This is a genomic window from Roseateles sp. P2_H4 (assembly GCF_056403315.1).
In genome coordinates, this window is the sequence record NZ_JBFUFR010000023.1 from 14282 (window position 1) to 36735 (window position 22454).

The 22454-nt window shown below is 68.1% G+C and carries 26 protein-coding genes; 15 read left to right on the plus strand and 11 right to left on the minus strand.

Features of this window, described 5'->3' with window-relative positions:
* Positions 1-28 precede the first annotated feature (28 nt).
* Positions 29-1198 (minus strand): SGNH/GDSL hydrolase family protein, encoded by a 1170-nt coding sequence (locus tag AC1DW3_RS17730; protein WP_477933276.1) that lies wholly within the window; start codon positions 1196-1198, stop codon positions 29-31.
* A 426-nt stretch (positions 1199-1624) separates the two neighbouring features.
* On the opposite strand from AC1DW3_RS17730, the gene AC1DW3_RS17735 reads away from it, so the two are divergent.
* Genes AC1DW3_RS17735 through AC1DW3_RS17745 form a run of 3 tightly spaced genes read left to right on the plus strand, consistent with a single transcriptional unit; the run spans position 1625 to position 3206 of the window.
* On the plus strand, positions 1625-1942 hold the full coding sequence (locus AC1DW3_RS17735) for a nucleotide pyrophosphohydrolase (protein WP_477933278.1): 318 nt from the start codon (positions 1625-1627) through the stop codon (positions 1940-1942).
* On the plus strand, positions 1942-2643 hold the full coding sequence (locus AC1DW3_RS17740; RefSeq protein ID WP_477933279.1) for a 3'-5' exonuclease: 702 nt from the start codon (positions 1942-1944) through the stop codon (positions 2641-2643). Before AC1DW3_RS17735 ends, AC1DW3_RS17740 begins: the two co-directional genes overlap by 1 nt.
* Positions 2644-2687: 44 nt before the next feature.
* Positions 2688-3206 carry an N-acetyltransferase family protein gene (locus AC1DW3_RS17745; protein WP_477933281.1) on the plus strand — a complete coding sequence of 173 codons (519 nt, stop codon included), beginning with the start codon at positions 2688-2690 and terminating at the stop codon, positions 3204-3206.
* Between the two features lie 265 nt (positions 3207-3471).
* On the opposite strand, the gene AC1DW3_RS17750 is transcribed toward AC1DW3_RS17745, so the two are convergent.
* Positions 3472-4515: a hypothetical protein gene (locus AC1DW3_RS17750; RefSeq protein ID WP_477933283.1), complete on the minus strand. Its 1044-nt coding sequence runs from the start codon at positions 4513-4515 to the stop codon at positions 3472-3474.
* 126 nt (positions 4516-4641) lie between these two features.
* Here AC1DW3_RS17750 and AC1DW3_RS17755 point away from each other — a divergent pair, with 126 nt between their 5' ends.
* From AC1DW3_RS17755 to AC1DW3_RS17770, 4 genes are all read left to right on the plus strand, one after another.
* Positions 4642-5610 (plus strand): helix-turn-helix transcriptional regulator, encoded by a 969-nt coding sequence (locus tag AC1DW3_RS17755; RefSeq protein WP_477933285.1) that lies wholly within the window; start codon positions 4642-4644, stop codon positions 5608-5610.
* 93 nt (positions 5611-5703) lie between these two features.
* The gene (locus AC1DW3_RS17760; protein ID WP_477933287.1) at positions 5704-6012 is read left to right on the plus strand and encodes an ElaB/YgaM/YqjD family protein; all 309 of its coding nucleotides are present in this window, start codon (positions 5704-5706) and stop codon (positions 6010-6012) included.
* A gap of 159 nt (positions 6013-6171) precedes the next feature.
* The gene (locus tag AC1DW3_RS17765; protein ID WP_477933289.1) at positions 6172-6552 is read left to right on the plus strand and encodes a phage holin family protein; all 381 of its coding nucleotides are present in this window, start codon (positions 6172-6174) and stop codon (positions 6550-6552) included.
* The gene (locus tag AC1DW3_RS17770) at positions 6549-6854 is read left to right on the plus strand and encodes a hypothetical protein (protein WP_477933291.1); all 306 of its coding nucleotides are present in this window, start codon (positions 6549-6551) and stop codon (positions 6852-6854) included. The genes AC1DW3_RS17765 and AC1DW3_RS17770 overlap by 4 nt, the downstream gene beginning before the upstream one ends.
* Here the strand turns inward: AC1DW3_RS17770 and AC1DW3_RS17775 are convergent.
* The 5 genes from AC1DW3_RS17775 to AC1DW3_RS17795 all read right to left on the minus strand — a co-directional run bounded on the left by AC1DW3_RS17775 (position 6851) and on the right by AC1DW3_RS17795 (position 11034).
* Positions 6851-7267, minus strand: coding sequence for a GFA family protein (locus AC1DW3_RS17775; RefSeq protein WP_477933293.1), 417 nt, complete (start codon positions 7265-7267; stop codon positions 6851-6853). The two genes, AC1DW3_RS17770 and AC1DW3_RS17775, sit on opposite strands and share 4 nt — an antisense overlap.
* Positions 7268-7364: 97 nt before the next feature.
* Positions 7365-8246 carry a hypothetical protein gene (locus AC1DW3_RS17780; protein WP_477933295.1) on the minus strand — a complete coding sequence of 294 codons (882 nt, stop codon included), beginning with the start codon at positions 8244-8246 and terminating at the stop codon, positions 7365-7367.
* A gap of 7 nt (positions 8247-8253) precedes the next feature.
* A complete protein-coding gene (locus AC1DW3_RS17785) occupies positions 8254-8838 on the minus strand; it encodes a cob(I)yrinic acid a,c-diamide adenosyltransferase (RefSeq protein ID WP_477933297.1) in 585 nt (194 codons plus the stop codon).
* Positions 8839-8884: 46 nt separating this feature from the next.
* Complete coding sequence (locus AC1DW3_RS17790) at positions 8885-9946, minus strand: fatty acid desaturase family protein (protein WP_477933299.1); 1062 nt, start codon at positions 9944-9946, stop codon at positions 8885-8887.
* Positions 9947-9948: 2 nt separating this feature from the next.
* Positions 9949-11034, minus strand: coding sequence for a ferredoxin reductase (locus AC1DW3_RS17795; RefSeq protein ID WP_477933300.1), 1086 nt, complete (start codon positions 11032-11034; stop codon positions 9949-9951).
* Between the two features lie 127 nt (positions 11035-11161).
* Here AC1DW3_RS17795 and AC1DW3_RS17800 point away from each other — a divergent pair, with 127 nt between their 5' ends.
* Positions 11162-11809 carry a TetR family transcriptional regulator gene (locus AC1DW3_RS17800; RefSeq protein ID WP_477933302.1) on the plus strand — a complete coding sequence of 216 codons (648 nt, stop codon included), beginning with the start codon at positions 11162-11164 and terminating at the stop codon, positions 11807-11809.
* Positions 11810-11843: 34 nt separating this feature from the next.
* Here AC1DW3_RS17800 and AC1DW3_RS17805 read toward each other — a convergent pair whose 3' ends face one another.
* The gene (locus AC1DW3_RS17805) at positions 11844-12020 is read right to left on the minus strand and encodes a hypothetical protein (RefSeq protein WP_477933304.1); all 177 of its coding nucleotides are present in this window, start codon (positions 12018-12020) and stop codon (positions 11844-11846) included.
* Between the two features lie 89 nt (positions 12021-12109).
* On the opposite strand from AC1DW3_RS17805, the gene AC1DW3_RS17810 reads away from it, so the two are divergent.
* The 3 genes from AC1DW3_RS17810 (at position 12110) to AC1DW3_RS17820 (ending at position 15520) form a co-directional block, all read left to right on the plus strand.
* On the plus strand, positions 12110-13516 hold the full coding sequence (locus AC1DW3_RS17810) for an FAD-binding oxidoreductase (protein WP_477933306.1): 1407 nt from the start codon (positions 12110-12112) through the stop codon (positions 13514-13516).
* Positions 13517-13534: 18 nt separating this feature from the next.
* A complete protein-coding gene (locus tag AC1DW3_RS17815; protein ID WP_477933308.1) occupies positions 13535-14017 on the plus strand; it encodes a hypothetical protein in 483 nt (160 codons plus the stop codon).
* A 69-nt stretch (positions 14018-14086) separates the two neighbouring features.
* Positions 14087-15520, plus strand: a complete 1434-nt coding sequence (locus AC1DW3_RS17820; protein ID WP_477933310.1) for a cytochrome P450 — start codon at positions 14087-14089, stop codon at positions 15518-15520.
* 48 nt (positions 15521-15568) lie between these two features.
* Here AC1DW3_RS17820 and AC1DW3_RS17825 read toward each other — a convergent pair whose 3' ends face one another.
* Positions 15569-17743 carry a TonB-dependent receptor gene (locus AC1DW3_RS17825; protein ID WP_477933312.1) on the minus strand — a complete coding sequence of 725 codons (2175 nt, stop codon included), beginning with the start codon at positions 17741-17743 and terminating at the stop codon, positions 15569-15571.
* Between the two features lie 222 nt (positions 17744-17965).
* Between AC1DW3_RS17825 and bla the strand changes: the two genes are divergently transcribed.
* Complete coding sequence (gene bla, locus AC1DW3_RS17830) at positions 17966-18841, plus strand: class A beta-lactamase (protein WP_477933313.1); 876 nt, start codon at positions 17966-17968, stop codon at positions 18839-18841.
* On the opposite strand, the gene AC1DW3_RS17835 is transcribed toward bla, so the two are convergent.
* Together AC1DW3_RS17835 and AC1DW3_RS17840 are read right to left on the minus strand one after the other, a co-directional pair.
* Entirely contained in the window at positions 18838-19986 is a 1149-nt protein-coding gene (locus AC1DW3_RS17835; RefSeq protein WP_477933315.1) for a GGDEF domain-containing protein, read from the minus strand. The genes bla and AC1DW3_RS17835 overlap by 4 nt on opposite strands.
* Positions 19987-20051: 65 nt before the next feature.
* On the minus strand, positions 20052-20975 hold the full coding sequence (locus AC1DW3_RS17840; protein ID WP_477933317.1) for an MBL fold metallo-hydrolase: 924 nt from the start codon (positions 20973-20975) through the stop codon (positions 20052-20054).
* 124 nt (positions 20976-21099) lie between these two features.
* On the opposite strand from AC1DW3_RS17840, the gene AC1DW3_RS17845 reads away from it, so the two are divergent.
* From AC1DW3_RS17845 to AC1DW3_RS17855, 3 genes are read left to right on the plus strand one after another with little or no spacing between them, the layout of a single operon-like run.
* Positions 21100-21408 carry an NIPSNAP family protein gene (locus AC1DW3_RS17845; protein WP_477933318.1) on the plus strand — a complete coding sequence of 103 codons (309 nt, stop codon included), beginning with the start codon at positions 21100-21102 and terminating at the stop codon, positions 21406-21408.
* Positions 21405-21728 carry an antibiotic biosynthesis monooxygenase family protein gene (locus tag AC1DW3_RS17850; RefSeq protein ID WP_477933320.1) on the plus strand — a complete coding sequence of 108 codons (324 nt, stop codon included), beginning with the start codon at positions 21405-21407 and terminating at the stop codon, positions 21726-21728. The genes AC1DW3_RS17845 and AC1DW3_RS17850 overlap by 4 nt, the downstream gene beginning before the upstream one ends.
* A complete protein-coding gene (locus tag AC1DW3_RS17855; protein ID WP_477933322.1) occupies positions 21725-22435 on the plus strand; it encodes an ArsR/SmtB family transcription factor in 711 nt (236 codons plus the stop codon). The genes AC1DW3_RS17850 and AC1DW3_RS17855 overlap by 4 nt, the downstream gene beginning before the upstream one ends.
* Positions 22436-22454: the final 19 nt, after the last annotated feature.

The window sequence follows — 22454 nt, forward strand, 5'->3', positions numbered from 1 at the left end:
GGGTTATCTCCGTGTGTCGAGGCGCGGTTTACAGCCAGCCCTTGGTGGCCAGGGACTTGGCGATCAGCTGTTGGGTCAGCTGGTGGCCATAGGGCGTGGGATGGAAGCTGTCGGAGAAGGCATAGCTCTTCCACCAGTCGGCGCCACCGCTGACGCCAGCGGGCGGTGCAGCGGACAGGGCCGCGGCCGTGCAGGCCGGGAAGTTGTAGGTGGGCAGGCCGTCGCTGCCGACACCTGCGATGGGGCAGGCCGGTGTCTTGACGTTGCTCAAGCCAAACTGGGCCGGCGTGGCCACCTGATCCTGGAAGGCCTTGTAGAAGTCGATGACGATGACGTTGTCGTTGCCGGCGAACTTGGCGGCCAGTTCGGTATTGAAGGCCGTCATCCAGCCTTGGAACACGGCCTGCGACTGCGCGCGCGCCGTGGCGCCGGCTGTGCCGCCACCGCTGGCTGCGGCGATGCTGTCCAGCACCATCTGGAAGCGCGGCGTGTAGGTCACGTCGGGCATGTTCATGACCACGACATGGGTCGCGCCCTTGTCGAGCACGCTGGCCTTGATCTGGGCGTAGAACTTGTCGGCCAGGGCCGTCATGTAGGTGCCACCGATCTGGGCCGTCGTCGCGGCGCCACCTTGCAGGGCGGCACCGATCTGGGCGGGCGTCAGCAGCGTGCCGAGCAGGGCCGAATAGGTCTTGGCGGCGTCCTTGGGGATGGTCAGATAGGCGCCGACGAGGTCGGCCGCGTCATTGCCACCACCGTCGATGATGACGAGGTCGCTGGCGCTGTAGCTGCCGGCTGCTGCATAGGTGGCCATCTGCGTGCCCACATTGAGCGGGTTGGCCGCGCCGCCGGCACCGGTGTAGGTAATGCGGCCGCCGCCGATGGAGTAGTTGGTGCAGCCCGTCTTGGCCGTGTTGGCCGCGAAGGTCGTGCCCGTAAAGACGAAGAAGTTGCACAGCGTCTGGCCATAGTTGGCCGCGATGCGCTCAGCGTAGATCAGGTTGTCCGGGCTCTGGACAGTGAACTTGTAGCCGAAGGTGCCGCTGTCCTGGATGCTGTCACCAAAGACCTTGACCGCAGTGATGGAGATCTTGGGCGTCGTGTCGGCCGTGGCACCGCCACCACCGCAGCCGGCGACCAGCACGCTGCCCAACAGCGCCACCGTGGCGGCAGCGATCCGGGTGAGGAAGGGTTTCATTGTTGTCTCCTAGGCGACACCGCAACATCGCAGTGCATTCAATTCGGGAGCGCAACTCTAGCCGCAGCTTTTTAGAACGGTCGTTCGTTTTTCCCCTCAGTGCGCGTAAAGAAACAACGGTGAAGGCTTGAGGAAGGCCAGCCCGCGGCCGCCCGGGGCAAGTCTGTGGATGGCGCTGGGACAACTGCCCGGATATCCACAGGCTTCAGGCCTTTCGCGAAGTTGTACCCAATCGGGGGTCAATCCATCAGGCCTCGGCGCACAGGCTTGTGCGGCGGCCAAGCGCTTGTGCCCCAAGGACTTTTTGCGCTTGTCCACAGCGCGGGCGGCCCACTACTACGACCACTACCTTTGAAATCTTGAATACCGTTTAGGAATACATCGGACACTTTCGTCCATGCAACGACCTGCATTCGCTCTCCCCTGATGGACATTCCGACCCTGCAGCAGCGCCTGCGCCAGTTCGCCGCCGACCGCGACTGGCAGCCCTACCAGACCCCGAAGAACCTCGCCATGGCCATGACCGTGGAGGCCGCCGAGCTGTTGGAGATCTTCCAGTGGCTGACGCCCGAGCAATCGCTGAACCTCGACGCCGACCAGCGCCGCCATCTCGGCGAGGAGCTGTCCGACGTGCTGCTCTACCTCGTGCAGATCGCCGACCACGGTGGCGTCGACCTGGATGCCGCCGTCGAGCGCAAGCTGGCGATGAATGCGGTCAAGCACCCGCCCAAGAAGAAGTCTTGATGAAGATGATGGAAACCATCGCCGTCGTTGACTTCGAGACCACCGGCCTGGGACCCAGCACGGGCGGTCGAGCCACCGAGATCGCGGCAGTGCTGGTGCGCGGCGGCATGGTTGTCGATGCCTGGAGCAGCCTGATGAACAGCGGCGCCTGGGTGCCGCCCCATATCCAGGCCCTGACCGGCATCAGCAACGAAATGCTGTCGGGTGCGCCGGATGCAGCGAGCGTCATGCGCGAGCTGGCCCGCTTCACGGTGGGTTGCCCGCTGGTGGCGCATAACGCGTCTTTCGATCGGGGCTTCTGGCAGGCCGAGATGGCGCGCGCTGGTGTCGCGCCCGACCCGGCCCATGAGTTCGCCTGCACGGTGCTGCTGTCCCGCCGCCTGTGGCCCGAGGCCAAGAGCCATGGCCTGGGTGCGATCACGCAGTTCCACGACATCCGGTTCGATGGCCGTGCCCACCGGGCCATGGCCGATGCCCGCGTGACGGCGGAGTTGTTACTGAAGGTTCAAGCCGAGGTCGCGAAGCGCTTTTCGTTGGACCTGGGCGACGCCGTGGTGGACCATGCCCTGATGCGGGAGCTGCAGCGCACGCCGCTGCGCTGGCTCAGGCGCGGCCTTGTCGAACACGTGAAGTCGCGAAGAAAGACTGCTGGAGCGCAGGAAAAATTTCTGTCAAGAGCTGACTCCGAGGCGATGGGCTAGGACAATCGCGCCCTTTCGTCCCCGTGCTATTGCTCAAGAGTTCCATGTCCGTGATCCAGGTTCGCCCCGCCACCCTGCGCGATGCCAAGGCCATCGCCGAGATTCACGTCGCTTCCAGCCAGGATGCCTACAAGGCCTTGCTGCCTGTGGCCGCGCTGGATTCGATGTCGGTGCAGAAGCGCCAAGCCTTCTGGCGCGAGGCCATCGACCTCTGCGAGCCGCAGGTCATCGTTGCCCATCTGGACAACAAGATCATGGGCTTCGCCGGCTTCGACCGTTCGCGCGACAAGGGCACGCCCGCCACCACCGGCGAGGTCTGGGCCATGTTTGCCGACCCGGTGCACTGGGACAAGGGCGTGGGCCTGGCGTTGTGGGATGCCACGCGCGACGGCCTGCAGGAAGAAGGCTGCACCAAGGCCACGCTGTGGTGCTATCTGCGCAACGAGCGCGCCCTGCGCTTCTTCGAGCTGGCCGGCTTCAAGCGTGAACTCGGCAGCGCCCGCACGACGGAAGTCGGCGGCGCACGCGTCGAAGAGATCCGACTGCATCGTTCGCTCGTCTAAGACCAGGCCCGTCCGCGCCAAGAGAAAGCGCCCCTCGGGGCGCTTTCGTTTTCATGCGTCGCTGTTTTATGTATTTCGGGCCGAGCGCTGGGCCTGCCATGGGCCAGAGGCCCATGGTCTTCCGTAGGCACAAGCAGTCCGCAGGGACTGCTTGTGGGACTTGTCGTGCCTGCCGAAGAGCAGCCGCGTCGTCGGCTGCGCGGTCTGCAAGACCGTTCAGACACGTCCGCGTTCAGCTGGACGAGACTGGACGAGGGGTCGCAATTCATGCCGCGTAGCCGTTGCTCGCCAACGCCCAGCCGTCGGTGGCGTCGTCGTGGCGCTGGATGTGCACGGGGCTGAGCTTCTTGGCCGCTGCGCGCTCCACAAGGTTCTCGGCCTGCTCGGCCGTCAGCTGCAGCGCGAAGCGGGCCCAGCGCTTTTGCACCAGCGGCAGGGTCCAGGCGTCTTCCAGCGCCCAGCGGATCTGGTGCGGCTCCTGCAGTTCGGTGGCGGCCAGCACGCGCGGCGCCAGGGCGAGCAGGAAGCGGTTGAAGTCGGTGCGCAGGGTGTCGGTCGGCAGCAGGGCTTCCAGGCGGCTCAGGCGGGCGCTCCAGCCTGGCGTGGCGAGCTGGCGGGTGACCAGGGCCTGCAGGGCCTGGATGGGGTTGAAGAGGCGCAGGCGGTTGGGCGGCAGCACGCGCAGCGGGATCAGCGCGGCTTGCTCATGGCTCAGCGGCGTGACGAAGCTGGCCAGCACGGCCAGGCGCTCCCATTCGGCTTCGGCCAGGCCGCCGATGCGGGTGATGGGGCCGGCGGCGCAGCTGGCGGCCATGTCGGCCAGGGCGGCATGGCCGCGGTGGCCCTTGGCCTGGTTGGCGCGTTGGCTCATGACGGCCAGATTGCCAGCCGCATAGCCGGCGTCGTCGCGGACGCGGTCGATGCTGGCGCTGTCTTCGTCCAGCAGCTCGCGGGTGATGGGGCAGTGCCGGGTGTCGAGCTGGGCCAGGTGGTTGGGCGTGAGCTGGATGTCCTCGAAGCTGCGGCCACGCGCCCAGGCATGGGTGCGCAGGGCCAGCCAGCGCTCCACCTGGGCGCTGGCCGGTGCGCGCACCGTGCGGCCGCGGCCGGCCAGCCAGCCACGCTGCAGCGGCGACTGCGGGTAGAGGTGGGCGATGGGCGGCGTGACGCCATGCAGGGCGTAGTCGCGGCCCAGGGCCAGGCCGGTGCGCTCATGGGCGCTGATGGCGACAGGGGCGTCGTCCATGTCCAGATCGAACTGGACCAGGGCGGGGCGGGTGGCGATCTGGGTGTTGAGGACGGCTTGCATTTCGGAACTCCTGTCGTTGGGCTCGCCGATGAAGTTCGCGGCCTTGCAAGCAGTTTGCGAGCTACCTAGCTCATGAGATGATCCACCTCGAAAACACTGTAAATATTTTCAGGAAATTTCCCTGACATGGACCGCACCGAACGCTTCTACAAGATCGAACAGCTGATCCGTTCCAAAGGCTGCGTGTCCTTCGCGACCCTGCTCGAGGCGCTGGAGGTGTCGCCCGCCACGCTCAAGCGCGACTTGGCCTATCTGCGCGAGCGCATGGACGCCCCCATCGACTACGACGCCGCCGAGAACGGCTACCGCTTCGGCCAGCAGTGGCGCGGCGGCAAGCACGAGCTGCCAGGCGTCTGGTTCAACGAGGCCGAACTGCATGCCCTGCTGACCATGCAGCAGATGCTGGCCGGCCTGGACGAGCAAGGCGTTGTCGGCCGCCATCTGCAGCCGATGTTCGACAAGATCACCGGCATGCTGGGCGTGGACGCGGCCGAAGCGGACGAACTGCGCCGCCGCGTCAGGCTGATCGGCACGGCGCGGCGGCGCATGGCCAGCGACAGTTTCGAGACCGTGGGCAGCGCCGTCGTCAAGCGCAAGCGCCTGGCCATCCGCTACCGCAAGAAGCGTGACGGTGCCGGCAGCGAGCGCGAGGTCTCGCCGCAGCGCCTCGTCCACCACCGCCATGCCTGGTATCTGGACGCCTGGTGCCACGCCAGCGACGCCTACCGCCGTTTCGCCCTCGACGGCATCGAGGCTGCGACCTTGCTGGAGACCGATGCCAAGCCCGTGCCGCTGTCCGAGCTGGAAGCCGACCTCGACCAAGGCTACGGCATCTTTGCCGGCGGTACGACGCGTGAGGCGGAGGTCGTGTTCAGCGCCGGCACAGCCGCCTGGGTGTCGCGCGAAGAGTGGCACCCCGCCCAGCAAAGCGAATTCCTGCCCGATGGCCGCTGGCGCCTGCGCCTGCCCTATGTAGACGACACCGAGCTGCTGATGGACCTGCTGCGCCATGCCGGCCAGGTCGAGGTCGTGGCGCCCGCGGCGCTGCGCGAGGCGTATGCGGCGCGCCTCAAGCAGGCCGCCGCGGCCTTGTAGGACAAGTCCGCTTCATTCGTGGTGGTGCGTGTTGCGTGCGAGTCAATCGCGTTAGGCTTGCCCTGTGTTTGATCCCCGACCGAGGAGCCAGCGATGAGTGACACCACCCAGGCGAAGGAAAAATTGGCCAGCGATTTCCGCGCAGTGATGGACGACATCGACGCGCTGATGACGGCCACGACCAACAAGGCGGATGGCGAGGTCAAGGCCTTGCGCGCCCGTATCCAGGACCGGCTGTCCGGCGCCAAGGAGAAACTGCTGGATGCCCAGCATGAAGCTCTCCAGCGCGCCAAGGATGCTGCAACTGCGACCGACGATTACGTCCATGCCAATCCTTGGCAGGCGATTGGTGCTGCGGCCGCCGTTGGTTTGGCACTTGGCGTACTGATTGGTCGCCGTTGACGTCATTGAAGCCCCTCGTCCAAGGTATACCTTGGCCGATCCCCCGCGGGGACGGCGATGCTTGCCGGATCGACCGGCAAGCACATCGCCCAAGGCGGGCCGGCTTGGGAGCGGCCCGGCGCTCGGCCCGCGAAGCCATGTGTCTCGGGCTGAGCTGACATGAGCGACGCCAAGGAACCCGTCTCCGCACCGCTGCGGCGGCTCGGCGTCTCGTTGTTGACGCTCAGCCGCATCCGGCTCGAGCTGTTCGCCATCGAGGCCCAGGAGGAGAAGGAGCGCATCGCCAGCCTGCTGCTGTGGGCCGTGCTGGCCGCGCTGCTGGCGGGCTTTGGTCTGCTGATGGGGCTGGTGCTGATCACGGTCGCCTTCTGGGACGACCACCGGCTGCTGGCCCTGGGCGGCGGCACGGTCGTGCTCATCGCCGCTGCCGTCGTCGCCGTGCTCAAGGTGAAGAAGCTGATCGACCAGCCGGCCAGCCTTTTCCAGTCCAGCATCGGTGAGCTGCGCGCTGACGCCGATGCGCTGCGGCGCCGGCCATGATTCCCAGGATCCCGGCCGACCCCCGGCAGCGCAGTGAGCGCAAGGCCAATCTGCTGCTGGCTTCCGAGCTGATGCGCGGCCAGGCCGCGCTGTCGGTGGACGATATCGGCCAGCGCGCCGACGGCTGGGTGCGGCGGATCCTTTCCTGGCGCGATCTGCTGTCCAACCCCATCGTGCTCGCCGCAGCCGGCGGCGGTGCGGCCTTCTTCGCCGGCGCCGGGCCGGACCGTCGCGGCAAGCTCTGGCGCGGCCTGCGCTGGGCCTGGCTGGCCTACAAGGTCTGGGGTCGCAGCAAGCGTTAGGCCAGTGGGCTGTCGCGGCCCCGCGTATGAGCCGGGATGCTGTCCAGCTCGGGCAGCCAGGGCATCGCCGAGTCTTTCCAGACCTGCACCACGGGCTTGAGCTGGGTGCGTTCGTTGACGCAGCCCAGGCGGATGTTCAGGGTCTTGGGTTCGTCCGCCTCGGTAGCGAACAGCTGCGTACCGCAATCACCGCAGAAGGCCTGTGCGCGGCGGTTGCCACTGGCCGCGACCTTCACGTAATTCTTGGGCGAGCCCTGCAGCTCGACCTGATCGGCCGGGATGGCCACCACGGCGCGGAAGGGCCCGCCCGAGATGATCTGGCAGTCGGCGCAGTGGCAGGCAAACACCTTGCCAGGGTCTGCCGTCGCCGAGAAACGGATGCTGCCGCAATGGCATTGGCCGGTGATCTTCATGGAACAACTCCGAGGGTGCGATGGGCGGCCGGGTGCAGCCGCTTCAGCCGCGGGTTGCCGCCAGTAGACCGCATTCGCGCCTGGGCCGTCGAGGGCTTCAGGATTTGCGCTGCGCATCGGGCAGGGGCAGGACGCCGAGCTGCTGCAGCACAACGATGATGAACAGCGCGATGCACAGCAGCGTGGCGCTCACGCAGGTCAGCAGTCCGGACAGCAGCCAGGCCTGGGTGCTGCGGAACTCCTCCTCGTGGGCCTGCCAACCCGTGATCTCGCCGGGCGCCAGCAGGTCCAGCATCAGCAGGCTGCAGCTCGCCAGCGCGGGAATGATCATGGCCATCAGCGCGATCAGCCAGACGCCGGCGTCGCGCCGGGCGTTCTCGGCGTGCAGCCGGCCCGCCTTGTGCAGCAGGAAAAGGCCGGCCACACACCAGCCTACCGTGATGGCGCACCACCTGCCGATGGGATGGGTGAGCAGGAAGCGCTGCAGCGTCTCCGAGGCCAGCAGATCGTGCAGGCGCTGGGTCGTCAGCAGGCCGACGCGGCCATCGGTGTAGGGCAGCAGTCCCAACTCCTCGCTCATGCCGACGGCGGCAGCCAGCACCCAGAGCCACAGCGCGACCCACCACAGGCGGCGCCGCGCCCGCTGGTAGGAGCGCTCGTTGTCGCGCCGGTCGTGGTGGTCGACGATGGCCACCGAGCAGGCGGCGGCGCTGGCCAGCGCGGCAAGCGAAAACACCAGGGCCGGGATGCCGCTGAAGTGCAGCGGCACGCCCACGAAGAAGAACATGTGGCCCGACAGCACGCCGATCAAGGCCCAGGAAACCCAGGTCAGGCTGACCAGGCCCAGCAGCACGCGCTGCGCGGCCGGCACGTGGTTGGCAACGTAATGGGCGCGCGGCCGGCCCCATTGGGCATGCAGGCGTTCCTGGTGCGCTCGCAGCGGGCGCGTGTCCTGGAAGTCGTCCGGCTCGGCGGGCAAGGGGGCCTCAGTTCTCGGCCGCGTCCAGTCGCTTCATGCGCTCGCTCTGCCAGTAGACATCGTCGCCGCCCAGGCCGTCGAGATTGGCGCGGTTCAGCACGCGGGCCAGCACGAAGAGCAGATCGGACAGGCGGTTCAGATACTGGCGCGGTGCGGCGCGCACCGCCTCGGTGGCCGCCACCTGGATGACGGCGCGCTCGGCACGGCGGGCAATCGTGCGGCAGACATGGGCAATCGCCGCGCTGCGTGTGCCGGCCGGCAGGATGAATTCCTTGAGCCGCGGCAGATGCTCGTTGTAGTGCTCCAGCGCCTCGTCAAGCCGCAGCACGGCGGCGTCCTTCAGCAGCTCGCCGCCCGGCCAGGACAACTCGCCGCCGAGGTTGAAGAGCTCGTGCTGGATGGTGACGATGAGGTCGCGGACGTCGTCGGGCAGGGGCTCGGCCAGCAGCAGGCCGAGGTTGGAGTTCAGCTCGTCGACGTCGCCCATGGCCTGCACGCGCAGATGGGTCTTGGGCACGCGGCTGCCGTCGGACAGGCCGGTGGTGCCGTCGTCGCCGGTGCGGGTGGCGATCTGTGAAAGTCGGTTGCCCATGATGGCGGTGCAGGTCGGTGATCGGACCTGCATCCTGCCTGAATCTTCAGGCCACGGCGGCCTTGGGCGGCAAGGTGTTGACCAGGATGCGCTTCATCACGGTGAGGTATTGCCTGAACAGGCTGCCGGTGTTGTAGCGCAGGCCATATTTGCGGCACAGCGCCTGCACCTGCGGCGCGATCTCGACGTAGCGGTGCGCCGGCATGTCGGGGAAGAGGTGGTGCTCGATCTGGTGGCTCAGATGGCCGGTGAGGATGTGAAAAGCACGCCCGCCGGTGAGGTTGCTGGAGCCGGCCAGCTGGCGCAGATACCAGTCGCCACGGGTCTCGTTCAGGCAGTCTTCCTGGCGGTAGATGGCCACGTGCTCGGTGAAGTGGCCGCAGAAGATCACCACATAGGTCCACAGGTTGCGGATCAGGTTGGCCGTGAAGTTGCCGGCCAGCACGCGCGGCGCGCTCCACAGCGCCAGCGCCGGGAACAGCAGATAGTCCTTGAACCACTGCTTGCCCACCTTGCCGAGGAAGCGGTTCAGGCGCTCCTTGAACACGGGCTTGGGGATGGCGCCATGCTTGTAGCGCCCGATCTCCAGGTCGTGCGAGCCGACGCCGTACTGGAAACCCAGGGCCAGCATCAGGTTGGCCAGCGGCTGCAGCCAGTGGCGCGGTTTCCACTTCTGCTCGGGCGTCATGCGCAGCAGGGAGTAGCCCAGGTCGCGGTCCTTGCCGAGGATGTTGGTGTAGGTGTGGTGGGTGACGTTGTGGGAATGGCGCCAGGCCTCGCCGTCGCAGGCGATGTCCCACTCGAAGGTCTGGGAGTTCAGCGCCGGGTCGCCGGTCCAGTCGTACTGGCCGTGCATGACGTTGTGGCCGATCTCCATGTTGTCGAGGATCTTGGCGTGGGCCAGCGCCAGCACGCCGGCGATCCAGCTCAAGGGGCCGACGCCAAAGTGCAGCAGCGCGCGGCCGCCCACCTCGCTGGCGCGGCAGATGGCGATCATCTTGCGGATGTGGTCGACATCGGCCTGGCCGAGGGAGTTCATGACGCGGGCGCGGATGGCGTCGAGTTCGGCTTGGAATTCGTCGACTTGGGGGCGGGTCAGGGTGTGCATGATCAAAGATCCAGTTCGAGGTCGGAGCGGGCGGCGCTGACGCACAGCCGGATCAATTCGTTGGGCGCGCTGGACAGCTCGCCCGTGTGCAGGTGCTGCACCGTGCCGCTGCGCTTGACGCATTGGCAGGAGCGGCAGATGCCGATGCGGCAGCCATGCTTGGGCGCCAGGCCGGCGGCCTCGGCCTGGTTCAGCAGCGGGGCGGCGCCGAGCGACGCGAAGCCCGTGGCGCTGCGCAGCAGCTGGATGTGAACGGGCGCGCTCAATGGCTCGGCTGCCAGCGAGGCGGCGGCAAAGCGCTCGCTGTGCAGCGGTGCAGTGATGCCGTGGGCCTGCCAGTGCGCATGCATGGCATCCATCAGCGCGGCCGGGCCGCAGACCCAGGTGGCGCGCTCGGCCAGGTCGGGCACCTGCGCCTGCAAGGCGGTCGGCGTGAGGCGGCCGGCGCTGGCAGTGAAGTGCTGAATCAGGCGCAGCCCCGGCAGGGCCGCCAGCTCGGCAGCAAAGATCTGCTCGGCGGGGCTGCGGCAGCTGTGCACGAAGACGACGCGGTCGGCCGCGCCGCGCGCCTGCAGCTCGCGCAGCAGGGCCATCACCGGCGTGATGCCGCTGCCGGCGCTGAGCAGCAGGATCTTGTCCGGCAGCACGGCCGGCAGCACGAACTCGCCCATCGCCGGGCCGAGCGTCAGCACATCGCCCACGCGCACCTGCTCATGCAGATGCGTGGACACCAGGCCCTGGCGCTTGACCGTGATCGCCAGCAGGCGCGAACCTGGTCTCGAGGTCAGCGAGTACATGCGCTCCTGGCGCCGGCCGTTGATCTCGACGGTCAGGCTGACGAACTGCCCGGCGCGGGCACCACGCCACATCGCGTTGGGGCGCAGCACCAGCGTGCGGGTGTCGGCCGTCTCGGCGATGCACTTGACCACCCGCGCCTTCACCTGATGCAGCGACAGCAGCGGGTGCAGGGCCTGCAGGCTGTCCTCGACCGCGCTCTCACGCACGATGGCTGCCACCCAGGGGTGCTGCAGAGTGGCACGCAGTGGGCGGATCAGGGTTTCGAGGCGGGTGGGGCGGAGCGTTTGCATGCCTGCATTGTGTACGGTCGTACACAAACAGACAAGCCACTCAACCCGGTAGGTACTCCACGCCCGTGCATAAATAGGCACACGGACGGGGTGAAGCTACGATACGAGTGTTCACAAACCAGCCACCATGTCCGATACCGCTGCCGACAAGCTCTCACGCGCCGAGCGCAAGGACCTCACCCGTGCCAGCCTCACCCAGGCCGCGTTGGCGCTGATGGGCGAGGGGCGCAGCTTCACCAGCCTGGGCATCCGCGAGATCGCCCGCGAGGCGGGCATGGTGCCCAACGGCTTCTACCGCCACTTTCGCAACACCGACGAGCTGGGCCTGGCGTTGGTGGAGGAGGTGGGCATCAGCCTGCGTCGTCTGCTGCGCGAGGCGCGCCAGGGCGGCGCCGCGCCGGCCGACCGCGTGCGGGTTTCGGTCGAGGTCTATTGCAGCTATGTGCAGCAGCACCGGCTGCTGTTCCTCTTCATCAGCAGCGAGCGCGGCGGCGGCAGCCGCATCCTGCGCCTGGCCATCCGCAACGAGGTGAGGCACTTCACCAACGAGATGGCGCAGGACTTCCGCGCCATCGGCGCCTATCCCGACATGCCGACCGCCACCCTGCAGATGGTGTGCGGCCTGATCGTCAACACCATGCTGGCGGCCGCGCCAGAGATGCTGGACCTGCCGCCCCAGCAGCCGCTGCTGGAGGCCGAGATGATGGACAACTTCGTGCAGCAGCTGCAGGTGGTGCTGCTGGGCGCGGCGGCCTGGCGGGTCAGCCCCGGCTGAAGCCGGCGCTGCGCCTGAATGCCGCCTTAGGCGCTCAGAGCTCGTTCGTCGGGTCGTGAGCCGCCATCTTCAGCGGGGGTGGTTGGTCGGGCCGCTGTGTGCCGATGAACAGCTCGCGCCAGCGGGCGACGAGCATGTCCGGGCGAATCGCCGCAAGCACGATGAGGATTGCCGCAACGATCAGCAGCAGCCAGGTCAGGGTGGGGTCCATGCAGATCTCCCAATTTCACTGTAAGGCCCATGCTGTCACCATGGCGCCGCCGCTGCAACACAATCTTTGTGTCGCCCCTGGAGCCGCCGATGAACGCGCCCGACCACTTTTCCCCTGCCGCGCCGCTGCCGGCCGCGCTGCTGGATGCCCTCAAGGCCGATTTCACTGAGCGCTGCTCGATCGCGCTGGCCGTTCGCGAACAGCATGGTCGCGATGAATCGGTGTTCGACGTGCCGCCGCCCCAGGCCGTCGTCTTTGCCGAGAGCGAAGCCGAAGTGGCGCGCGTGGTGGCACTCTGCGCGCAGCACCGCGTGCCGGTCATTCCCTACGGCGCCGGCTCATCGCTCGAAGGCCATCTGCTGGCCGTGCAGGGCGGCATTAGCCTGGACGTGTCGCGCATGAACCGCATCCTGCGCGTCGACGCCGAGGACCTGACGGTGACCGTGCAGCCCGGCGTGACGCGCAAGGCGCTGAACGAGGCGCTCAAACACGAAGGGCTGTTCTTCCCTATCGACCCCGGCGCCGATGCGTCTCTGGGCGGCATGGCCGCCACGCGCGCCAGCGGCACGAACGCCGTGCGCTACGGCACCATGCGCGAGAACGTTCTGGCGCTGCGCTTCGTGTCGGCCAGTGGCGAAGTCGTGCGCAGCGGCTCACGGGCCAGGAAAAGCAGTGCCGGCTATGACCTGACGCGCCTCGTCATCGGCAGCGAAGGCACGTTGGGCGTCATCACCGAGTTGACGGTCAAGGTGCATCCGCTGCCCGAGGCCGTGTCGGCGGCGGTTTGCTTCTTCCCCAGCATCGACGCCGCCGTGCGCACGGCCATGCAGATCATCCAGATCGGCGTGCCCATCGCCCGCTGCGAGCTGCTGGACGCCAACGCGATCAAGGCCGTCAACGCGCACGACAAGCTGGGGCTGAAGGAAGCGCCCATGCTGCTGATGGAATTCCACGGCAGCGAAGCGGGCGTGGCCGAGCAGGCGGCGGTGGTGCAGGACGTTGCCGCTGATCACGGCGGTGAGGCCTTCGAGTGGGCGACGACGCCCGAGGCGCGCACGAGGCTCTGGACCGCTCGCCACCACGCCTATCTGTCGGGCCTGCAGATGCGCCCGGGCTGCCGCGCGGTGACGACCGACACCTGCGTGCCCATCTCGCGCCTGGCCGAGAACATCAACGTGAGCATCCAAGAGGTCGAGGCCGCCGGCCTGCCCTATTTCATCGTCGGCCATGTCGGCGACGGCAACTTCCACATGGCCTATCTGCTGGATCCGGTTGATCCGCAGGAGCTGGCGACGGCCGAGCGCCTGAGCGCGCAGATGGTGGCGCGGGCGATTGCGCTGGAGGGCACCTGCACGGGCGAGCATGGCATCGGGCTGCACAAGCAGGGCTTCCTGCTGGACGAGACCGGTGAGGAGGCGGTGGCGCTGATGCGGGCGGTGAAGCAGGCGCTGGATCCGCTGGGGATCCTGAACCCGGGCAAGATCTTTGCGGCATAGAGCGAAGGTCTAGCCGCCATGAACAGACGCGCTCAAATTTCCGTGCTGCTGCTTTCACTGGGGATCTACCTGGTATCCCTTGGCATGCCGATATTCATGTGCCAGCGCGGCAAAAGCGTGTTGGGCCTTCAGGTACTGCTGACAGGCTGGCTTGGAGTTCTTGCCCTTGATCCCCGTTGGATTGCAAACCTTGGTTTCTTCTGGATCTTGGTATCTGTGATCTTCAGGCGCAAGCCGCCGGGCCCGTTCATGGTGCTGGCGACCGTGGCAAGTGCAATCGCAAGCCCCTTGCTACCGGCCATGAGTTGCGGCGATGGCGCCGGCGCCGCGGCCATGTCTGTCGGCTTTGGGCTGGGTGGCTATCTTTGGATGCTTGCGATGTTTGCCTCTGTTGCGGTATTGATCGCGCATGACGCATCGAAACCGCTTTCAAGCGATCTTGAAACCACCCAGCCAATGGCAACTACTCCGGATGAGCGGCCTCCAAGAGAGCAAGGCTAGCTGGGCAGTCTCCGACGCATCATCAAATTGAACGGCGCTAGCCGCTGGGCCGGCTTCTAAACTGCCCCGATGGACACCCTCGCCGCCCCTCCCGCTGGCGCGCTGCGCCAGTTCGACGATTTACCTGGCCCGCGAGGCGTGCCGGTGTTTGGCAACCTGCTGCAGATCGACTCGACGCGGGTGCACCAGCAGGTCGAGGCCTGGTGCGAGGAGTTCGGGCCCATCTTCAAGCTCAAGCTGGGCAAGCGCCGCCTCGTCATCGTCGGTGACCACGAGCTGATCAGCACCGCTCTGCGCGACCGGCCCGATGGCTTCCGGCGCACCCAGCGGCTGGAGGACGTTGGCCGCGAGATGGGGTTGAGCGCGGGTCTGTTCGCTGCCAACGGCGAGGTCTGGAAGCGCCAGCGCCGCATGGTCATGGCCGGCTTCGACCCGGTGCATGTGAAGCGCTACTACCCCTTCCTGCTGCGCGTCGCCGAGCGCCTGATCGGCCGCTGGCAGATCGCTGCGCGCGAGGACAGGACCATCGCTCTGCAGGCCGATCTGATGCGCTTCACGGTCGATGCCGTCGCCGGCCTGGCCTTTGGCGAGGACGTCAACACGCTGCAGTCCGACGAGGACGTCATCCAGCAGCATCTGAACCGCATCTTTCCGATGCTGTACAAGCGCATGTTCGCACCGCTGCCCTTGTGGCGCTGGTGGCCGTCGGCCGAGGACCGCGCGCTGACGCACAGCGTGGCCGAGATCGATGTCGCCGTGCAGGGCTTCATCGCCAAGGCGCGGGCCCGCTTGGCGGCCGACCCGGCCTTGCAAGCCCAACCCGGCAACCTGCTGGAGGCCATGCTGGTGGCCGCCGACGCGCCCGACAGCGGCATCGACGACGCGCAGGTGGCCGGCAATGTGCTCACCATGCTGCTGGCCGGCGAGGACACGACGGCCAACACGCTGGCCTGGATGATCTGGCTGCTGTGGCAGCACCCCGAGGCGCTGGCCCAGGCGCAGGCCGAGGTGGACCGCGTCTGTGGCGATGCCGGCCTGCCGAGCCTGGAGCAACTGGGCGCGCTGGATTTCGTCGAGGCCTGCGCGCACGAGACCATGCGGCTGCGGCCGGTGGCGCCCCTCAACAACTTGCAGGCCGTGCGCGACACACGCGTGGGCGACGTGCAAGTGCAGGCCGGCATGATCGTCATGGCCGTGATGCGCCGCGATGCCACCAGCGCGCGCCACCTGCCCAACGCCACCGCCTTCGACCCCGCACGCTGGTTGGGCGACGCCAAGCAGGCCGGCGCCGTCAAGCGCCTGTCCATGCCCTTTGGCGCCGGGCCGCGCATCTGCCCCGGGCGCTATCTGGCGCTGATGGAAATCAAGCTGGCCATCGCCACGCTGCTGCGCCATTTCGACATCGCCGCCGTCGACACGCCCGACGGCCAGGCGCCGCGCGAGCATCTGCAGCTGGCCATGGGGCCGGTGGGGCTGTCGATGCGGCTGCGCTTGCGGGCCTGAACGAAAAACGCCGCCCGAAGGCGGCGTCGCTGAAGCAGCAGGCGAGGCTTAGAACAGCGCCTTGAACTGCACGCCGTAGGTGCGCGGGTCGTTGATGAAGCCGGTCAGGTTGTTGAAGTCGATGGCGCCGGTGACGCGGACCTGGTTGGTGATGTTGCGGGCGAAACCAGCCACTTCGTACTTGCCGTTGCCCCACAGATAGCCCACGCGCAGGCCGCCTTCGGTGAGCGCCTTGCCGGTGAACTCGGTCGCCTCGTACAGGAAGAAGTTGACCTTGGAGCGGTAGGCCCAGTCGGTGTAGACATAGACCTCGTCGCCACTGGCCAGCGGGATGCTCCAGCGCGCGGTGAGGTTGTAGGTCCACTTGGGCGCATTGGGCAGGGCGTTGCCGTCGATCATGGCGTTGCCGTTGACGATCGGGTCCAGCACCGTCGGGAAGCCGGTGCCCACCTTCAGCGAGCCGCCCGGCGGCACGCCCAGGCCGGCGTCCTTGAGCTTGGTGTTGTTCAGCGAGCCGCCCATCGTGACGGTGAAGTCCGGCGTGATCAGCGCTTCCAGGTTCAGCTCGGCGCCGTTGCCGGTGGCCTTCTTGGCGTTGAGCAGGCGGGTCGCGTTGACGCTGCCGCCGACGGCCGTCAGCTGCAGGTCCTTGACGGTGTAGCTGAACAGCGAGCCGGACAGGCGCAGCGTGCGCTTGAGCAGTTCGCTCTTGAAGCCGACTTCGTAGCTGTTGATGCTTTCCGGGCCGGCCTGCGACTGCGGGCCGAAGGCCGAGGCGTTCTGGATGGACGAGGCGCGGAAGCCGTTGGCGACGCGGGCATAGAGGTTGGTGTCGGCGTCGAGCTTGTAGCTCAGTGCCAGGTCGCCGCTCCACTTGCCGTCGCTGGTGGCGGCCGTCTTGCCGTTGGCGGCGTTGACGGTGCCGGTGGTGGCCAGGTCCTTCTTGTCGTGGGTGTAGCGCAGGCCGGCGCGCAGCTGCAGCGCGTTGCTCAGGTTGTAGTTGACGGAACCGAAGCCGGCATAGGCCTTGTTGCTCTGGCTGGTCAGGATCTCGCTGCGCACGGCATGGGTGGCGGGGTCGTAGTCGATGTTGTCGATGACATAGCGCTCATCGAACAGGTAGACGCCGGCCTGCCAGCGCAGCGGGCCGGCTGCTGCCGACTCCACACGCACTTCCTGCGACAGCTGGCGGTGGCCGTCCATGCGGCTGGCCGTTTCGCTCTGGAAGGGGATGAAGCCCGGGCCGGCCGTGACCGAGCCGCTGGCCGCGTGGCCGCCGTCGATGTCGCCGCGCGAGAAGGGCTTGACCTTCTCGTAGCCGCTGATCGAGTAGATGTTGATCTCGGGCAGCGACCACTTCAGACGCAGGCTGCCGCCGGTTTGTTTCAGCGTCTGCTCGTTGACGCCACCGATTTCCATCTTCTCGGGGTCGAAGCCGTCGACGAGGTCATTCGTGCCGCGCTTGATGATGTTGGCGCGGAACAGGCGCGGGCTGCCGTCGAGGTCGCGCACGTGGATGTTGGCCAGGGCGCTGAACTGCTTGTGCGGCTCGAACAGCACTTGCGCGCGCACGGCGTTGTCGGTGTAGCCCTCGGTCTTGGGCGTGACCTGGCCGGCCAGCGTGTTCTTGGCCCAGTCGCTGCGGCGCTGGCTCTGGCCGGAGATGCGGGCGGCCCAGTCGCCGGACAGCGGCAGGTTGGCGGCGCCTTCGAGGTTGAGGGTGCCGTAGTTGCCGACGGTGACGCTGGCGTAGCCGTCCTGCTTCTGGCTGGGCTTGACGGAGTCGAACTTGACGACGCCGGCCGGCGTGTTGCGGCCGAACAGCGTGCCCTGCGGGCCGGCGACGACTTCGACCGCGGCCGTGTCGAAGATGGGGAAGCCCTTCAGGATGGGGTTCTCCTGGATCACGTCGTCCACCACGACGCTGACGGGCTGCGAGGCGTTGAGGCGGAAGTCGGTGTTGCCATAGCCGCGGATGTAGAAGCGCGGGAAGGCGCGGCCGAAGCTGGACTCGATGTTCAGGCTGGGCACGCGGCCCGACAGGAAGCGCAGGTCCTGGCCGCCGGAGGCCAGCACGTCGAGTTTCTCGCCGCTGATCTTGGAGACGGCGTTGGGCACGTCCTTGATGTTCTCGGCACGGCGCTCGGCCGTGATGACGACGGTTTCGAGCTGGCTGCGGTCCTTGGGGGCTTCCTGGGCCAGGACGGGCAGGGCGGTGCTCAAGGCGAGGGCCAGGAGGCTGAGGCGTGGGACGTACATCGGGCAACGACTCCAAAAAAAGCGGCCCCAACTGCAGGGCCGGCGGCGATTGTGCGGATGCCATCCCGGCCTGACTGGCGTAATGACAGCGTTGTTGCGCAAGTCTGACGGAGTAGTCAGTTTCTCGACGGGCGACGCTGGTGCCCTCGCACCAAGGCCAGGCAGGGGCGCACGAAAATGCGGCGCATGAAACGTCGCACCCTGCTGTCTCAACTGATGGGCCTGAGCGCCCTGCCCGCCTGGCCGGCCCTCGCGCGGCCCGCACCGGTCCCCGACTTCGCTGCGCTGGAGCGCGGCGTGCAGGGGCGCCTGGGCTTCTTCGCACTCGATACCGGCAGCGGCCGCACGCTGGCCCACCGGGCCGACGAGCGCTTCGCCATCGCATCGACCTTCAAGATCCTGCTGGCCGCCCGCGTGGCCCAGGGCGTGGAGGCCGGGCGTTGGGGCTGGAACGATGCCGTGTCGCTGCAAGACGGCCAGCGCGTGCCGCATTCGCCGGCCTTTGACCGCTATCTGCCGCGCGGTCACGCGACGCTGGCCGAGCTGGTGCAGGGCATCGTCGTCGAGAGCGACAACCCCTGCGCGAATGTGCTGCTGCGCCACTGCTGTGACTCGCCCGCCGGTTTGACGGCCTGGCTGCGCGAGCAGGGCGACACCGTCACGCGCCTGGACCGCTTCGAAACCGAGCTCAACGAGAACGCACCCGGCGACCCGCGCGACACGAGCACGCCGCGTGCGTTTGCGAAGACGCTGCAGCATCTGCTGCTCGGCCCGGGCCTGAAGCGCGCCAACCAGGCGCGGCTGTGGGCCGACCTGCAGGCTTCGCGCACGGGGCTCAAGCGCCTGCGCGCCGGCGTGCCGGATGCGAGCTGGCGCGTCATCGACAAGACCGGCAGCGGCGCCCGTGGCGCGGCCAACGACGTGGCCCTGGTCTTCCCGCCGGGCAGCCGCTCGCCCTGGGTCGTCGTTGCCTTCCAGTCGGATGCCAAGGCCTCGACGGACCAGCTCAACGCGGTGCATGCCGAGGCGATGCGCCTGCTCGTGCAGGCTTGGGCCGGCTAAGCCAACGGCGCGAACTCGCTGACCGTGCGGTCGCGCCCGGTCTGCTTGGCCTGGTAGAGGGCCCGGTCGGCGCGCTCGATGGCCAGGTGCAGGTCCTCGCCCGGCGCGCATTCGGCCACGCCGGCCGAGAAGGTGATGCGCAGGCCGGGCACGATCTTGTCGAAGCGGCTGCCGGCCAGCGCCTCGCGCAGGCGCTCGACCAGGGCCGCGGCCGTGTCGGCGCTGGCCTGCGGCGTGACGACGAGGAACTCCTCGCCGCCCCAGCGGCCGGCGAAATCGGTGCTGCGCAGCGTGCCCTGCAGGGTGCCGGCGAAATGACGCAGCACCGTGTCGCCCACGCCATGGCCGTGGCGGTCGTTGACCAGCTTGAAGTGATCGATGTCGATGAGCACCAGGCTCATGGTCTGGCCGCTCTGCCGTTGGTTGAGCTGCTCGGCGGCCAGGCGCTCGCTGAGGTGGCGGCGGTTGCTGATGCGGGTGAGTTCGTCGTGGTGGGCGAGGTACTGGATGCGCTCCAGCGCCGCGCGCAGCTCCGTCGTGCGTGCGCCGAGCTTGGCGCGCAGCTTGGCCATGTTGACCGACAGCACCGACACCGCCGTCATCAGGATGGCCGCGAAGCTGAAGTGCAGCACCTCCACGGCCGGCGGGAAGCGTGCCGGGTCCGTGCTGGCGCCATAGACCATGGCGGCGCCCAGTGACACCAGCCCGAACAGATAGAGGCCGAAGGCCTGGCGCTGCGACAGCACGAACATGCCCCACACCAGGTTGAGCAGCATGATGGCGATGATGGCGCCACGCAGCGGCGGGTCGATGGCATAGCCCCAGGCCGTGATCAGCACGCCGAAGACCGACTGCGGCAGCGTCAGCGACGGGTCGCCGCCCAGATGCCGGCTCAGGCCCGTGCGCACCAGCAGATAGAAGGTCGTGATGCCCGCCAGGCTCAGGGCGCTGACCCAGATGCCGGGGGCGGCGTCCATCAGGCCCTGGTTCACCTGCACGGCCACATTGAGCGCGAACAGCCCATAGACCACCACGGCCAGCAAGGTCAGCTTCACCGCACCGCGGCCCTGGCCATCGGGGCCTAGCAGCCAGGCCACCCAGCGTGACGGCGCGGGGTTGGCGATGGTGGGTCGCTCGGGAGGCATGGGGCGCCGAGGATAGCGGCCGCCCGGCTCGCCGTGCGCGCCGACACAGTTGGTTGCAAGGCCCGTCAGGGCGTGATGCGCAGCCCGTCCTCGGCCCAGCCCAGCGGGCCGGCGTAATGCGCGCGGATGGAAGCCTGGACCGCCTCGCGCTGGGCCTCGATGGCCGGCGACAAATGGGCCAGCAGCAGCTGGCCGGCCTGAGCGTCGGCGGCGATCGCACCGATCTGGGCCGGCGCGGTGTGCAGGGTGTAGAGCACCGGTGGCGAGCCGGGCGGGTCCAGCACGACGCTGTTGAACACCAGCAGACTGGTGCCTGCGGCGAGGCGGCGCAGCGCGGCATGCCCGGCGGGGTCGATGTCGCCGCTGAAGGTCAGGCTCTTGCCGCCGTGGTCGACGCGGTAGATGACGGCCGGCGCGTCGCGGTGGTGGCCGGCCAGGGCGGTGATGCGCAGGCCGTCTTCGTCCAGCAGCACGCGCGGCTGGGGCGTGGCGCCGATGTCGGTGGCGCGCAGCGTCAGTGGTGCCGAAAACGCCGGCAGGTAGGCGAAGGCGCCCTGCTTGCCGAACAGCAGGTCCACGAAGCGCCGCGTGGAGGGGAAGTCGCCGTCGTCGCGCTGGCGGGCGCGTTGGCCGGCCGGGCCGAAGATCTGCAGCGTCACCGGCCGCCCCGCCGACACCGCGCGGGCCTTGACGATGCCGGGCAGCCCGCCGGCATGGTCGGCATGCAGATGGGTCAGCAGGATGATGTCGAGCTTGCCCAACGCGAGCTTGGCCTCGCCCAGGCGCGCGAAGGAGCCCGGGCCGGCGTCCACGAGGATGCGCGGCACGCCGTCCACCAGCACCAGGTGGCTGGACCCGGCGCGGCCGGTGGCGCCAGGCCCGCCCGACCCCAGCACGACGAGTTCGAGCGCGGGCGGCGGGCTCTGGGCCTGCACGGCCGCGGCCAGGCTGGCCAGCAGCAAGAGGAGGGCGCGACGCAGCGGCTTCATGGCGGTCCTTGGGAGCGGGCGGAGGCGGCGCCATCATCGCGCGACGCTTCGTTGCACAGCGAAGCATCTCGGGCCCATGGCGCCACACACTGGCTGCATTCCTTCAACACGCCGTGAGTCCACCGTGCCCATCACCTGCTTCATCCGCTACGAACTCGATCCGGTCCAGCGCGAGGCCTTCCGCGAATACGCCCAGGCCTGGGGCCACATCATTCCGCGCCTGGGCGGCCGGCTGCTCGGCTACTGGCTGCCGCACGAGGGCACGAACTACGAGGCCTGGGGCCTGGTGGGCTTCGATTCGCTGGCGGCCTACGAGGACTACCGCACGCGGCTCAAGGCCGACCCCGAGGCGCGCGCCAACTTCGAGTTCGCCCAGAAGCAGCGTTTCATCCTGCGCGAGGAGAGGACTTTCTGTGAGGATGTGCAGCCATGATCGCCGTCATCTTTGAAGTCCAGCCGACCGAGGAAGGCCGTCAGGCCTATCTCGACCATGCCGCCGCCTTGAAGCCGCTGCTGGAGCGCATGGACGGCTTCATCTCGGTGGAGCGCTTCCAGAGCCTGACGAATCCGGACAAGCTGCTGTCGTTGTCCTTCTGGCGCGACGAGGAGGCCGTGCGTGGCTGGCGCGAGATGGAGCGCCACCGCGAGGCACAGCAGGCTGGCCGCGGCGGGCTGTTCCAGGACTACCGGCTGCGGGTGGCGCATGTGGTGCGCGACTACGGCTTGAACGAACGCGAACAAGTACCTCGATGAACGCCGAACCTCGTCTCGCTCGCATCGCCGCGGCAATCGCCGATCCGACGCGGGCACGTACGTTGGCCCGTCTGCTCGATGGGCGCCTGCATACCGCGGGCGAACTGGCCACGCATGCAGGCGTCGGCGCGGCGACGATGTCGGCCCACCTGAAGCTGCTCGTCGACGAAGGCCTGGCGCGGGTGCGGCCGCAGGGGCGGCATCGCTATTTCGGCCTGGCGGACGGCGACGTGGCGCATGCCCTGGAGGCCCTGCTGCGCGTGGCCGATGGCCGCGACGCCGGACCCGCCGCAGACCTGAAGCGCTGGCAGAAGCCCGAGATGCGCGGCCTGCGCCATGCACGCAGCTGCTACGGTCATCTGGCCGGCGAGCTGGGCGTCCGGTGGCGCGAGGCGCTGCTGGCCAAGGGCTGGGTGACCGCCGCGCCAGATGGGCGCTATGAGCTCAGCGATGCCGGTCGCGAGGCCTTGGCTGAGCTGACGCCCGAAGGCTTTGCCGAAACGGGACGGGTGCTCTACGACTGCGTGGACTGGTCCGAACGTCGCGACCATTTCGCGGGGCCGCTGGCGGTGGCCTGGCTGGAGGCCATGGTGGACAAGGGTTGGCTGAAGCGGGTAGCCGATACGCGTGAGCTGCGACTCACACCGCCCGGCCGGCCGGCGCTGGTGGAGAGCTTGATGGGCGGCGTGTCATCGCCCGAGCTTTAGGCATCGAACTACCATCTGC